General features: G+C 34.6%; 17 protein-coding genes. 5 read left to right on the top strand and 12 right to left on the bottom strand.

All coding sequences use genetic code 11. From position 1 onward, the window contains the following. Nucleotides 1–156 precede the first annotated feature (156 nt). The 3 genes from SM124_RS02685 to glsA form a co-directional block, all read right to left on the bottom strand. On the bottom strand, nucleotides 157–1,374 hold the full coding sequence (locus SM124_RS02685; protein ID WP_322444944.1) for an FtsW/RodA/SpoVE family cell cycle protein: 1,218 nt from the start codon (nucleotides 1,372–1,374) through the stop codon (nucleotides 157–159). A gap of 370 nt (nucleotides 1,375–1,744) precedes the next feature. Next, a complete protein-coding gene (locus tag SM124_RS02680; protein ID WP_322445042.1) occupies nucleotides 1,745–2,026 on the bottom strand; it encodes an Fpa/YlaN family protein in 282 nt (93 codons plus the stop codon). A gap of 133 nt (nucleotides 2,027–2,159) precedes the next feature. Next, entirely contained in the window at nucleotides 2,160–3,089 is a 930-nt protein-coding gene (gene glsA, locus SM124_RS02675) for a glutaminase A (protein ID WP_322444943.1), read from the bottom strand. Nucleotides 3,090–3,349: 260 nt separating this feature from the next. On the opposite strand from glsA, the gene SM124_RS02670 reads away from it, so the two are divergent. Beyond that, the gene (locus SM124_RS02670) at nucleotides 3,350–3,847 is read left to right on the top strand and encodes a molybdopterin-binding protein (protein ID WP_322444942.1); all 498 of its coding nucleotides are present in this window, start codon (nucleotides 3,350–3,352) and stop codon (nucleotides 3,845–3,847) included. 155 nt (nucleotides 3,848–4,002) lie between these two features. Here the strand turns inward: SM124_RS02670 and SM124_RS02665 are convergent, their stop codons facing one another. Next, nucleotides 4,003–5,331, bottom strand: a complete 1,329-nt coding sequence (locus SM124_RS02665; protein WP_322444941.1) for a PhoH family protein — start codon at nucleotides 5,329–5,331, stop codon at nucleotides 4,003–4,005. A 269-nt stretch (nucleotides 5,332–5,600) separates the two neighbouring features. Here SM124_RS02665 and SM124_RS02660 point away from each other — a divergent pair, with 269 nt between their 5' ends. After that, nucleotides 5,601–6,221 (top strand): YhcN/YlaJ family sporulation lipoprotein, encoded by a 621-nt coding sequence (locus SM124_RS02660; protein WP_322444940.1) that lies wholly within the window; start codon nucleotides 5,601–5,603, stop codon nucleotides 6,219–6,221. A gap of 42 nt (nucleotides 6,222–6,263) precedes the next feature. Here the strand turns inward: SM124_RS02660 and SM124_RS02655 are convergent, their stop codons facing one another. Then, entirely contained in the window at nucleotides 6,264–6,719 is a 456-nt protein-coding gene (locus SM124_RS02655; protein ID WP_322444939.1) for a pyridoxamine 5'-phosphate oxidase family protein, read from the bottom strand. A gap of 254 nt (nucleotides 6,720–6,973) precedes the next feature. Here SM124_RS02655 and SM124_RS02650 point away from each other — a divergent pair, with 254 nt between their 5' ends. Continuing rightward, nucleotides 6,974–7,174 (top strand): YlaI family protein, encoded by a 201-nt coding sequence (locus tag SM124_RS02650; RefSeq protein WP_322444938.1) that lies wholly within the window; start codon nucleotides 6,974–6,976, stop codon nucleotides 7,172–7,174. A 458-nt stretch (nucleotides 7,175–7,632) separates the two neighbouring features. Here SM124_RS02650 and SM124_RS02645 read toward each other — a convergent pair whose 3' ends face one another. The 3 genes from SM124_RS02645 to typA are packed head-to-tail and all read right to left on the bottom strand — an operon-like array spanning nucleotide 7,633 to nucleotide 10,103. Continuing rightward, entirely contained in the window at nucleotides 7,633–7,923 is a 291-nt protein-coding gene (locus SM124_RS02645; RefSeq protein WP_322444937.1) for a hypothetical protein, read from the bottom strand. Continuing rightward, nucleotides 7,920–8,237 carry a YlaH-like family protein gene (locus tag SM124_RS02640; protein WP_322444936.1) on the bottom strand — a complete coding sequence of 106 codons (318 nt, stop codon included), beginning with the start codon at nucleotides 8,235–8,237 and terminating at the stop codon, nucleotides 7,920–7,922. Before SM124_RS02640 ends, SM124_RS02645 begins: the two co-directional genes overlap by 4 nt. Nucleotides 8,238–8,264: 27 nt before the next feature. Further along, nucleotides 8,265–10,103, bottom strand: a complete 1,839-nt coding sequence (gene typA, locus SM124_RS02635; RefSeq protein WP_322444935.1) for a translational GTPase TypA — start codon at nucleotides 10,101–10,103, stop codon at nucleotides 8,265–8,267. Between the two features lie 238 nt (nucleotides 10,104–10,341). Between typA and SM124_RS02630 the strand changes: the two genes are divergently transcribed. Continuing rightward, on the top strand, nucleotides 10,342–10,527 hold the full coding sequence (locus SM124_RS02630; RefSeq protein WP_322444934.1) for a YlaF family protein: 186 nt from the start codon (nucleotides 10,342–10,344) through the stop codon (nucleotides 10,525–10,527). 45 nt (nucleotides 10,528–10,572) lie between these two features. Here SM124_RS02630 and SM124_RS02625 read toward each other — a convergent pair whose 3' ends face one another. From SM124_RS02625 to SM124_RS02615, 3 genes are all read right to left on the bottom strand, one after another. After that, the gene (locus tag SM124_RS02625; protein ID WP_322444933.1) at nucleotides 10,573–11,043 is read right to left on the bottom strand and encodes a GNAT family protein; all 471 of its coding nucleotides are present in this window, start codon (nucleotides 11,041–11,043) and stop codon (nucleotides 10,573–10,575) included. Next, nucleotides 11,030–11,827, bottom strand: a complete 798-nt coding sequence (locus SM124_RS02620) for an inositol monophosphatase family protein (protein WP_322444932.1) — start codon at nucleotides 11,825–11,827, stop codon at nucleotides 11,030–11,032. Before SM124_RS02620 ends, SM124_RS02625 begins: the two co-directional genes overlap by 14 nt. A gap of 269 nt (nucleotides 11,828–12,096) precedes the next feature. Next, a complete protein-coding gene (locus SM124_RS02615; RefSeq protein ID WP_322444931.1) occupies nucleotides 12,097–12,291 on the bottom strand; it encodes a YkzI domain-containing protein in 195 nt (64 codons plus the stop codon). 275 nt (nucleotides 12,292–12,566) lie between these two features. Between SM124_RS02615 and SM124_RS02610 the strand changes: the two genes are divergently transcribed. Then, nucleotides 12,567–13,187: a YktB family protein gene (locus SM124_RS02610; protein WP_322444930.1), complete on the top strand. Its 621-nt coding sequence runs from the start codon at nucleotides 12,567–12,569 to the stop codon at nucleotides 13,185–13,187. A 117-nt stretch (nucleotides 13,188–13,304) separates the two neighbouring features. Here SM124_RS02610 and SM124_RS02605 read toward each other — a convergent pair whose 3' ends face one another. After that, the gene (locus tag SM124_RS02605) at nucleotides 13,305–13,580 is read right to left on the bottom strand and encodes a UPF0223 family protein (RefSeq protein WP_322444929.1); all 276 of its coding nucleotides are present in this window, start codon (nucleotides 13,578–13,580) and stop codon (nucleotides 13,305–13,307) included. Nucleotides 13,581–13,640 lie beyond the last annotated feature (60 nt).

Below are 13,640 nucleotides of genomic sequence, written 5' to 3'. Positions count from 1 at the left end.
TAGTATAGGTAAGTACATGAAATAAAAATATTTCACTAGTTACCTAATATAGAACACTTTCGAAAAATTTTGTATTTTCTACATATATTGGTCTACATTCTCCAATTTAAATGGTGAATGAGACTTATATTAAAAGCGCTAGGAATACCTGAGCGCTTACTTACGAAATTGAATAGCATTGCCAGTTACCGTATTTTCTTGGTTAGCTTGCTGCTTAACACTATCTTTATTCTTATATTTTCTTTCATAATTAACAAACATTGAAACATTTACTAATATCCCCATAGCAATTGAAAGCTGCAGCAAAGAGGATCCTCCATAACTAACGAATGGTAGGGGTACCCCAGTCAATGGAATAACACCTGATAATCCACCAAGGTTGGTAAAAGACTGAATACCTATCATGCTAGAAATCCCGATAGCTAGTAAACTACCAAATGGATCTTTCCCTTTTAAGCCAATATATATCCCCTTTAATACGATATACCCGAGTGAGAATAATACGAATAACACCCCAAAAAGCCCTAATTCTTCAGCAATAACAGCCATAATAAAATCCGTATGTGGTTCTGGTAAATATCCTAGTTTTTGAATACTTTGACCTAAACCTAATCCTTTGACACCACCTGCACCAAGTGCGATGTATGAATTTATAATTTGATAGCCCTCTTTATTTGCTACACCTTCAGCAAAAGGATCCATAAAGGAGATAAATCTCCCCATTCTTACATCAGAAAAGATTTTATCCTTCAAGAATATGAGCAAGGGGATTGAAAGGATTGTACCTAATCCCGCCAATTTGAGCATATTTTTTATATTCATACCAGATGCAATGATAATCGTACTTGCAATCATAACAATAAGAGCAGCTGTTCCATAATCTGGCTGCCAAGCAATTAGGAAACAAGCTAAGATTAAATAAACTAAAGGAGGTATGACCCCTTTGTTAAACTCATTTATGTATGTTTGTTTCTTTGCATAGACAGCTGATAAATAAATAATCATACTAATCTTTACAAATTCCGCAGGCTGAATACTTGAAGTACCTAGTTTAAACCAGCTCTGTGCATTACCTGCAACATGACCAAAAACCTTTATGAGTAATAATGCTCCAAGAGATCCGAACACCATTGGAATAAGGATTTTATTACTCAACATAATTTTATACGGCATCAATGCAAAAAATAAAAACACAAAAGCCGCCACTATGAGATGTAATTTTTGCTTGTCATAGAAGAAAGAACTCTCATAGCCATACCTTTGGATGGCAGTGACCATACTAGCGCTATAAATCATTACCAGACCAAATACCGATAGTAGAAGTACGACTAATATTAGGGAATAATCATATGATTTTATTATTTTTTTGAACATGCTATCTCTTCCTCATCTTCTCGTTGTATTACTTATTCTACGATAGTATTAAATATCCTTCATTTAAAGAGAAGAAAAGTCAATTTAAATGTAACACATTATTTCTGACTTTTCTACACAAAAGTGTTATACTTTTTATTAATTATGATACATAATTTAAAGCTAGCTAACATTTTAGATTATCAGACCTCAATTTATATAATAAACCTTATTTAATTTATTCTATCATTAGACTTAAAGGAAACCCATCTTTTCAGCCAATAAGTAACCGTTTTGTAATATAAGCTTCCACCTACTTTGAGTATAGATTAGTATAAATTTATTTATAAAAAAACTCAAACAACCATAAAAAGGTGTTTGAGTTTTTTGTTTATTTTCTTTGTGATGCTTCGTGTAGAGCTGATAGTTCTTTTTCTAGTTCGGCAAGAATGGCTTTACCATCCTTTTCTTCAATTAAACCTAGACGAACAGCAAAATCTATTTCTCTAGATAAACCAAACATTTGTGTATCTAGTACCTCTTCGTATAACGGACATTGAGGCATAGTTAAGTTATCCATCTGCACTTTAATTAGCTTTAATATTTTATCAGCATCAGCCTTTAGTAGGGCATTTGCCTTTTCACTGTGATCGATTATCATTTCGGACGCCAACATTGATCCCCCCGTTTCCGAGCGATTATCCTATCCTTAAATTTTAAACGCAAGGCCTAGAAAATGCAAGAATTATCAGGGGAAATACAATTGACAAATGAATCTAATTTACTTATTTAAGACCCAACATTTACTAGAATATACTAAAATCATACTCATTTGCTAATTTCTCCAATAGTTTCAATCCCGCTACACTATTTCCTCTCTCATCTAGGGATGGACCGAATATACCGATTCCTAGCTTTCCTGGTACCACTCCTAGAATACCACCTGAAACACCACTTTTTGCAGGAATCCCTACTTTCATTGCAAACTCACCCGAAGCATCATACATTCCACACGTAACCATAAATGTTTTACAAATACGGGCAATTTCCTTAGGTATTAATTGTTTACCACTTTCTGGATCATTCCCGTTTAAAGCAAAGACAGCACCAATTCTAGCTAAATCAAAGCAATCCATCTCAATCGCACATTGTCTAGTATACAAGTCCATTAGTTCCTCTATATCCCCTTGGATAATACCATGCTGTTTCATGAAAAAACATAGTGCACGATTTAGATAAGCAGTTTCAAATTCAGATTGGGCAACCTCCATATTACACTCAATTTCGATATCATTTCCTAATTCCTTAATAAAAGTTAATAATCTTTTCCATCTCTCCTCTAAACTCCCACCTATAATCATGTCCGTTACAGCAAGCGCGCCTGCATTAATCATTGGGTTTAGTGGTTTTGAAGGAATAGAGGATTCTAACTTAGATATGGAGTTAAAAGGATCACCTGTTGGTTCCATTCCCACTCTTTCAAATACGTAGTCTTTTCCTCTATCCATTAGTACTAAAGCCAAGGACAATACTTTTGATACACTTTGTAATGTGAATTTTTTTCGATAATCACCTGCATATAAACAACCTGAATTTACGTCATATATAGCAATTGATAAATCTTGACCATTTACTTTACCTAAAGCGGGAATATAATCGGCAACCTTTCCAAATTGGGTGTAATGTCTAACACTTGCAATTAACTCTTCTAAATGTTCATTCGTTTTACATGTCATCTATGTTTACCCCTTAACTAAGTTTCACCATCATTTATTCGCTCAATTCTTTTTTTAGAAATTAGAAGTAATCAAGAGTTTTTTGGGACTATGATTTTTAACTATTTTAGGAGTTCCCAAAATTCTTCTATTTTACACGAGAAATATGACTTTTTTCAACTTTATCGTTATACTCAGGAATAGGCATAACAATGTAAGAAAAAAAATGTCTATATATTAGTAACTCTGTTTAGGGACATGTTTAGGAGGCAATTTATTTTATGGAAAATATTATCATGATTAAAGGAAATGTAACGTTTAATATTACTTTAGATCCTGGTGTATGGATTTTTGATGATAGAAGAGTGGATTTAAATACTTTTTTCCATTCTTCAAATGAAGATCGAGACGACCTGGAAGAATATAAAAAGTCAATCTCCAAACACTGGGACCGTGAGATTATGGAAGGTGCTGTCTACCCACCTACCTTAGCTACTGAAAAAAAGTTTGAAAAAGAGAAAGTTTTGACAGGCAGCTTCGGGCTTCCTTTAAAGCCCTTTTTGAAGAATGCAGGGATAAATGAAGATGCAAAGTACTTATTCATTGAACTAGAAGATGGAGAAATGAAGCTTCCACTAGAAGAGGGCGAAAACCTGATTTTAGGTTTTTCAAAGGAAGGAAAGCCATTGAAGGACGGTGGACCTGTCCATATCTATTATGGGGATGGCTCTAATGAGAAGAACCCAATTAAAAGTGTAAAAGCGTTTCGAGTCGAGTAAGCACTTTCTTCGGATCAAGAAATAAAAGTTAAAAATCTATAAGAACGGCGCGCGAAAGGGACCAAATTTGGCCCCTTTTCTCGTTAGAGCCGCCTTAATAAATATCCTATTAAAAAACTGTTGTATCTTGTAGTTAAGGTTTTATACTTCAATTTCTAGAGTATATCGGCCGCTAATTGAGCAAGACCTGATCGCTCACCTTTAAATAGTTTTACATGCCCAGCGATGGATTGATCCTTAAACTTTTCAACAACATAAGTCAAGCCATTATTATAAGCATCCAGGTACGGATGGTCGATTTGCTCAGGATCTCCCATTAAAACAATCTTACTCTTTTCACCCACACGAGTGAGGATTGTTTTTATTTCATGTTTAGTTAAGTTTTGCGCCTCATCAATAATAATAAATTGTTCAGGTATACTTCTCCCTCTTATATAGGTTAAAGCCTCTACCTCAATTGATCCCATTCCAGCTAGAATAGCATCTAATTCACCCGGCTTTTTTACATTAAATAAATACTCTAGATTATCATAAATAGGCTGCATCCATGGACGAAGTTTTTCCTCTTTTTCTCCAGGTAAATAGCCAATATCTTTACCAACAGGTACAATCGGCCTTGCTACTAACAACTTCTTATATTCTCTAAAATCTTCTGTTTGCATAAGCCCTGCTGCTAAAGCTAATAACGTTTTCCCTGTCCCTGCTTTACCAATAAGAGTAACTAATGGCAAGTCTTTTCTTAATAACAGTTCCATCGCCATCGTTTGTTGGACATTTCTTGGACGTATTCCCCATATGTGGTCATGATCAAAAATGAGTTTTTTTACTTTCTTTTCTCTTGGATCAACCATTCCGATTGCAGAGGCAGAGGAACCAAGAGCATCCTTCATAATTAAAAATTGATTAGGATAGAAGGGATGGTTTGAGATTTCCGATAAAGGTAATTCGCCCTTTTCATAAAAACGATTTAACAAATCGACATTTATATATACCTCGAGATTACCTGTATAAATATGATCATTTTCAATTACCCTATCACTTAGAAAGTCCTCAGAATGAAGTCCAATTGCATCTGCCTTTACTCGAACTAGTGCATCCTTACTAACTAACACCACTTTTCTTCCATCTTCTTTTGTTTCTTCTTCTAATGAAAGGTTTTTTGCAACAGCTAATATACGATTATCATTTGTCTTCTCCACAAATATTTCTTGGAGCTGATGAAAAGAACGATGATTCAGTTCAATTCGTAATACCCCACCATTTTCAAGAGGGATTTTCTCATGAAGTTTCCCGGTTTGCCTCAGGTTGTCAATTAACCTTGATACTTGTCTTGCATTTCTTCCGATTTCATCCATATATCGCTTTTTTGAGTCGACTTCCTCAAGAACAACAGCTGGGATGACTACTTCATTTTCTTCAAATGAAAATATGGAATACGGGTCTTGTAACAAGACGTTGGTATCTAACACGTAAATTTTACTCAATCTGATGCCTCCTGCTCCTCTTGGGTCTTTATTAATGTCTGTCTAGCAAAAATTTAGTACTTTCTTCCAGATGGCTTATCCTCTTGGTAAAATATATGTTTTCTAGAATAAAGATAGAAGAAATTTTGCACAATAATCAGTAATGAACCCTATATATTTTAAAAAATCTTTTTAGCGGCTGTTTATTGATAAGTGTTTTGGCCGAATAGAGAATAAATCCTTTTCGGAAGATAATTTTGTGTATTTTACTTTTAAGGGGTGATTATGAATTGAAAAAGTTATTCTTTGCTATCTTATCCATTGCCCTTCTAGCGGGGTGTGGCACTAACAATCAAGCTGGGGAAAATAATCAAAGTGAGGCACAAGGTAGACGTACAGTTGGTGTAAAAGACAGTACGATACCGGTTGTTGACCGACAAACTGGACAGGAAATCTCACGCCACTTGGTTGAGCTTGCTTCGAGTCGACCAAACGTTCATGATGCAACTGCCGTTGTACTAGGGAGATATGCTGTAGTTGGAATCGATGTGGATAAAGATATTGAACGCTCTCAAGTAGGGGCGATTAAATACTCTGTAGCTGAAAGCTTAAAACAAGATCCCCATGGTGCAAATGCAATTGTTATTGCAGATCCTGATTTAAATGCTAGATTAAGGGAAATTTCAGAGGATATTCAAAGCGGTAAGCCTGTTCAAGGTATTATGAATGAACTTGCGGATATCGCTGGGCGTTTAATGCCAGAGATTCCAGCAGATATCGTTGACCCTAACCCGAAAGAGTCCCTTGAGAAGCCTAAAAATAAACTCAATACAAGCGAAAGCCAAAAGCTTGAAAAAAATCAGCAAAAACAATCTAAACACCATAAAGAAAACAGAAACGAACAAAATTAAATTCGTCTCTAATAAATTTAAAGAAGCTTAGTCCAAACGGGACTAAGCTTTTCTCATTGCATCCATTACTTGTGTATCTAGACGGTTTGCTGCAACCTTATCATAGGTCTTATCATATGCAGGTTCCACAGTGATTTTTGATCCATAAAACATAACATCACGAACTTCTTTAATTTTAATCTCGACTAATGCTAGTTTTAAAGGAACCTCATCTAATTTTTCAACTTTAACTGAAGCTGTGCCCGTAACAGCATATGTAGATTCATTCGCAATTAAGTTAATAACTGCTAATGGGTTTTGATTAATATTTTGGATGATTCTTGAACGGTTATCAACAGCAAAATAAATCGTTTCTTCATCCTTTGCTAGCACCCAAGAAATTGCACTAACATTCGGTCCTCCTGATTCAAAATCCACTGTAGATAAAGTGACAAAGCGCTCTTTTTGTAATACATCATATAATGGTTTAATTAACTTTGGTTCAACTTGGTTTGCCATCCCATTCCCTCCTTCAGAACTACCTTTATCATATAACTACTATCCTTATCTTTCAACATTTTAAACACTTTCACGTTGGAAAAGAGATTCCCCTCCTTATACATGTTATACTATAATATAGTTAATATCTTTGATTGTTCATTTCCGCTCCATTATAAACTGCTGAAATTAAACATTCCTATGATTACAACTTTTACTGTAAGATTAATGAAATAAACTTAAATTGTCGAATTATAAATTAGAGGTGTTACCATATGAGAGTCAAATGTGTTTTATGTGATAAAATTGAATCCATTATTGATGATTCTGTTCAAGCAAAAAGACTTCGTAACCGACCTATTCACACATTTATGTGTAAAGATTGCGAGGAGAGAATTACTAGACGTACAAACGAAAGAATTGCTACCGGAAATTTTAATTTGTATAAACCGGCACAAGTAGAAGATGAGTGGTAAAATTCAAGCATCCTTCATTCTCGGGGTTGTGTCTGGTTGTTTCCTTGGATTCCTACTGAAGATAGTGGAATCATTCACAACAATTAAAGTCTATACACTTTTGCTTAATATTGACTTTATCCCACTATTGAATGAAATAAGGTGGGGGGAAATAGGTGAATTTATTTTTCATCTAATTTTTTCTATATTATTATGCTATGTATATTTGAGCTTGATTGAAAAAACAAAAGCGCAGAAAGCAAATCAATTTTTAAGATTGGCTATTTTTATAACCTTTCCAACCGTTTTCTTGTTTTTTCCGCTTTCTATGCTAGCTATTCAAGCTGTCCCCGCTATAACAGATATGCTCGCTTTTTTCTACTGGACGCTAGGGCATATCATCTATAGCCTCATTCTTGGAATTACAGCTTACTTTCTATATAAAAAATCCACTCGCCTTCGGTAGCGAGTGGATTTTTTTATTCTGTCGGATAATTAATGTATTTTTCTGGTTCATCATTGATTTGTTCTAACATAACATCAATCAACTCACAAGGGAACCTATTTTTCTTGCGATCCCCGTTTTGATCATAATGAACATAATACATTACATCATCCTTAGTCACTTCAATGTTGCTAAGGGCATGGTCTTCCGTTAACATCTTGTAAAACATATTTTCTGTTTCAACAGCAGCTGTGTCATCTGGTCTTTCGTCAATAACTACTTTAATAGTTAGCCAATTATATAATGCATCTTGAAGAGAATTCATGCGGTCTCATTTCCCTTTTGTTTTCTCTCTTGGTTCAGACGGATTTTATAAATGATTAATATTAAAGCCGCAACAACTAACCCTTCAGCTACAGGTAAAAACACACCTAAAAATGTTAAAACGGTACAGCCAAGTATTAAAAAGAGGTAAATTACCGCAGCTTTCACTAACGGTAATTTTTTCGCAAATCCTAACTTGAAGACAATGATGGATAAAATAACAATTGTTATATATAGCCACCACATACCTGTAGTAGGATTATCATCTACTTTAAAAAGTGCAGCAAAAAAAGATAGGCGTTCGGTTACGTTCATAGTCCTCTACTCCCCCTTTTTGGAGCCCTAGTTCATTTCAGCATATTTCTTTTTCTTAGCGATTCTTTCACGCTCATTTTTATCTAATATTTTCTTACGTAAACGAATAGATTCAGGAGTTACTTCACAATACTCGTCCTCATTTAAGTACTCTAAAGCTTCTTCTAAAGTCATGATTCTTGGTTTTTTCATTGTTGTTGTTTGATCTTTGTTTGCAGAACGAATATTCGTTGCTTGCTTAACCTTAGTGATATTAACAGTAATATCATTTTCACGATTATGCTCTCCAACAATCATACCTTCATAGATTTCTGTACCAGGTTCTACGAAGATTACACCACGGTCTTCAACGCCCATAATCCCATAAGTAGAAGCTTTACCTGCCTCCATTGATACTAGAACACCTTGACGTCTTCCACCGACTTGGCCAGAAGCCATTGGTTGATAACTATCGAAAGTATGGTTGATGATTCCATAACCACGAGTTAACGTTAAGAATTCAGTTGTATAGCCGATTAGACCACGAGCAGGAACCATAAATATTAAACGAACTGTTCCTGTACCAGTGTTAATCATATCAACCATTTCACCTTTACGGGCACCAATTGACTCCATTACTGAACCTGTGTGCTCCTCTGGAACATCAATTTGAACACGTTCTACAGGCTCACAACGGACTCCATCAATCTCTCTAACGATAACTTCTGGTTTTGATACTTGTAACTCATAACCTTCACGGCGCATGTTTTCAATTAGAATTGATAAGTGGAGCTCACCACGTCCTGATACAATCCATGCATCTGGAGAGTCCGTATTATCTACACGTAAACTTACATCTGTTTGAAGCTGAGCACGTAATCTCTCTTCGATTTTTCTAGAAGTTACGTATTTTCCTTCTCTACCTGCAAATGGACTGTTGTTTACTACAAACGTCATCTGAAGTGTAGGCTCATCTATTCTTAATACAGGAAGTGCTTCTTGATGTTCAGATGGACAAACTGTTTCACCAACGTTAATATCTTCCATTCCTGAAACAGCGATTAAATCACCCGCATATGCTTCTTGAATTTCTTGACGTTTTAGACCAAAGAAACCGAATATTTTAGTTACACGGAATTGCTTTACAGAGCCATCTAACTTCATTAAGGCAACTTGTTGGCCAACCTTCATTGTTCCACGGAATACACGACCAATCCCAATTCTCCCTACATAGTCATTATAGTCTAATAAAGCTACTTGGAATTGTAATGGCTCTTCACGATTATCAACTGGTGAAGGGATATGTTCTACGATTGTTTCGTATAATGATTCCATATTCTCATCTTGCTTTTCAGGATTTAAACTTGCAGTACCATTAATAGCTGAAGCATAAACAACTGGGAATTCAAGCTGCTCTTCGTTTGCTTCTAGTTCAATGAATAAGTCAAGTACTTCATCAATTACTTCAGTCGGACGAGCAAAATCACGGTCAATTTTGTTTACAACCACAATTGGTGTTAAGTTTTGTTCTAAAGCTTTTTTAAGAACGAAACGTGTTTGAGGCATACAACCTTCATATGCATCTACAACAAGAAGTACACCATCAACCATTTTCATGATACGTTCTACTTCTCCACCAAAGTCAGCATGTCCTGGTGTATCTAGAATGTTAATACGAGTATCTTTATATTGAATAGCCGTATTTTTAGCTAAGATTGTAATTCCACGTTCTCTTTCTAAATCATTCGAATCCATTGCACGTTCTTCAACATGCTCATTCGAACGGAAAGTTCCGGATTGCTTTAACAGCTGGTCAACTAGGGTTGTTTTCCCGTGGTCAACGTGGGCAATAATTGCGATGTTGCGAATATCTTCTCTAATTTTCAAAAAATTCACTCCTACCTAATTTATAAAAAATAATGATTAGCTAATTTCAGAAGACTTTTTTCATTTAAATCGAATCCTTTTGACTAACTGAAACATTATACCATAATTAAAGTGGAAACCTAAAAGATTTTTGTGTAAAATAGTAAAGAATAGCATATTTATGATGTTTAAACGTAAATTAGAAGCTAATTCTCTTAAAATTTCTATTAATTTACTCCATTCAAGGAGGTTTACCCACATGAATCAAATTAAATGGCCCTTATTATTTTTTGCAATTGCCTCTGCAGCATGTATGATGGGAATTGGAATTGCCATAAGTTTTAGAAGCTTCCTTGGCATTGCAGCCGCTATTGTTGCTTTAATTGTAGTTATGGGATTTGGCTTTAAAACAAAAAAGAAAATGCGTGAACAGGGACTTTTATAATGAGACGAAAAAAAAACGATTGGTGCGTAACCAATCGTTTTTTCGCTATTGAATTGGTCTAATCATTATTAAATAGGAATTCCCTTGGTCATCTTTTTCTATTTTGAATTGTTCAAAAGAGCACTTTCCTAAAAAATCAATCCAATTGTACTGGTCAAAAGGAATTCCCGCAAATATGACATTCATTCCTTCTTCTTTTAATTCTGAAGTTATTTTCTCGATTATTGCTTTGCCGATTCCTTGCTTTTGAAATTTTACTGTTATGATTAGTGTCCCGAACCAAGGCTTACCGTTTGAAGGAGCTAATTTTGTATGAAAACTTACTCCAATAAAATCTTTTTGAAGGGTCCATAATCTCCACTCACCATTCAAATAACTATAAGTCTCTATATAGTTTTCAAGCTTTTCGCCTTTTAACTCAATCTCTCTCCATATTTTATTTTCCCGAGCTAGCTCTAGAAAAAAAGGAATATCTTGATGAGACAAGTCTCGATATTTAAGTTCACCATTCACCATTATTGAGGAATTCCTTTAATACAGCTTGATGAAAACCAGGTTTAGAGATAAAAACTGAATTCTGTTCCAATAAATTTATCGGTTTTCCGTTAAGAGTAGTTGCTACTCCTCCCACTTCTTTAATTAATACTAAGCCAGCCGCAAAGTCCCATGGAGACAAACGTAATGTAATATAGGCATCTAATCTTCCCGCTGTCACATAAGCCATCTCCATGGCAGCAGAACCATAAGATCTCGTCCCGCGAACCGCTTTTACTAGCGGTGCTAATAAATTAGAATCAATCCTCTTGTTTTTAATGACCCACGTAGAATTTAATCCTATTACCGCTTCTTCTATAGGAACTTCCTTTAAAGGCTTTAAACGTAAATCATTCATATACGCTCCATTACCCTCAATAGCATGGTATAACTCATCATGGACCACATCGTAAATTAAGCCAATCTTTCCTACGCCATCTTCATATACTCCGACTGATATAGCAAAATTACGTTGTTGATGGACAAAATTCATAGTTCCATCTATAGGATCTATAATCCAAACAATTCCCTTTAGTTCTTCAAGTTCATCCCCTAAACCTTCTTCACCTAAAATTTTATGTTCAGGAAATGTTTCATTAATTTTTGAAATAAAGAATTGCTCTGTATCTTTGTCCATATCGGTGACAAGATCATTGGCATTGGACTTTGTTTCAATCGTCAATGTTTGATCAAACGATTTTTTAATTCTTGTCCCTGCTTCTTTTATCCACTGTTTGGCGTAATTATCAATTTCAACCCAATACATTCATCATCAACATCCTTTGTTTGTTTATAAGGCTTATTATTAAGACGTTTATATATTTATTTATGTAAATAGCTTGATTGGAAAGGGTAGAGCTTGTATTTAGATTATAGTAAAGCAAGTCTTCCTTCAACATATATACTTTCCAAATGTTGTGATACATTACCTGGTAAAATAAAACGAACCCCTACTTGGATGTGGAGTTCGTAATTAACCAGGATTGGGTCTATAATAACTACTCATTATTTCCGAAGTTCTCCTTATACTCTTTTCTAAAAAGCTTTTAATTTAATTAGTTCACTTCGGATATTTTCCAATTTTTCAATACTTTTCGTTTTTTGTTTTTCATTGTTTTCTGTCATTGCTTCAAATAAAAGTGCTAATTCATAGTCCATTTCTAATCTCAATACTGCTGTTCTTTCTTTTTCGACTGCTTTCTTTTTTAAAGAATTCATCACTTGTTTCACAAGAGGTGCCCCCTTTCACTCTTTACTTTTCAAACTTTTCAAATTATTTTTGATATTATAATATGAAGAACCTTGTATTGTTGTAACCATTTTGTTCATAACCTGTATTTTTTTATTTTTTATTTTTTTAGAACCTTAGAGAAACCTATTCAATTAGGTGTTTACAAAGCTTCAGTTAGAATGATACAAGCATTTCAGTTCTTGGTAGGCAAACTAGTTTTAGGTTTTAAATTTATTATGCTACAATACTGACAAATCCCCTAGGAGGTATATAGATGGAGTTTACAGGTTTTACTAATGAAGATTTTGAAGTATTCCACATAGATGGTCTGGAAGATAGAATGGAGGCTTTAATCCACACTATTCGACCAAAACTTGAGTATTTAGGTAATCACTTTTCTCCTACTCTCGCTAACCTTACTGGCAATGAAATGTATGCTCATGTTGCCAAACATGCTAGAAGAACTATTAATCCACCTAAGGATACTTGGGTAGCATTCGCTAGCAACAATCGAGGGTACAAAATGCTTCCCCATTTCCAAATTGGCTTATGGGAGACTCATGTTTTTATTTGGTTCGCCGTTATTTATGAAGCTCCTAATAAAGATGATTACGGAAAAACACTTGAGGCAAAAATAGATGAATTATACAAATCAACACCAGGTGAGTTTGTTTGGTCAACTGATCATACAAAACCTGAAGCTAAAGTACATAGAGATTTATCAAAAGATGAATTAAAAGATATGTTTGAACGATTACAGAAGGTTAAAAAGGCTGAGATTTTATGTGGTTTCCACATTCCTAGAGAGGAAGCAATCTCGATGAAGCCTGCTGAATTTTTAAATAAAGTTGAAGTTGTATTTAAAGAACTCTTACCCCTATATAAACTAGCATAAACTCAAAAAAGCTTTATTTAGGCTCTTTATGGTAATATTAGGCTTTTGTCTATGAATAGGTTAATACACAAGAAACCCTCGAACGATATTCGTATTCGAGGGTTTCTTATAGACTTATTATTTTTTCATTCTGATTTTATCTCCAGCTTGTCGTCCCTTACTTAATTGTATAGTGCGATAAGTAGAGTATCCGCTCATTTCTTCAAACTCTCCACAAATCTTTTTTTCTTCTGATTTACTCGGTACAATTTCTTTAAATCGTCGATACGCGTTCATTAACTGATCACGTTCAATTCCATGCTCATAAGCTTTTTCAATTTGTTGGAAAAAGTTAATGACATCAATGATTTCATCTGTTGACCATTCATGATCAATAGGGTATTGATATTCCACATAATCACCTACTCCTGTAAATTAACTTATACAGTTTAAACCTAGATTACAAATGAAACA

Origin of the sequence: Robertmurraya mangrovi (genome assembly GCF_034427655.1) — a bacterium.
In the GTDB taxonomy this organism is placed as follows: domain Bacteria; phylum Bacillota; class Bacilli; order Bacillales; family Cytobacillaceae; genus Robertmurraya_A; species Robertmurraya_A mangrovi.
The sequence above is the reverse complement of the archived record's forward strand: the minus strand, read 5'-3'. Positions and strand labels throughout refer to the sequence as shown.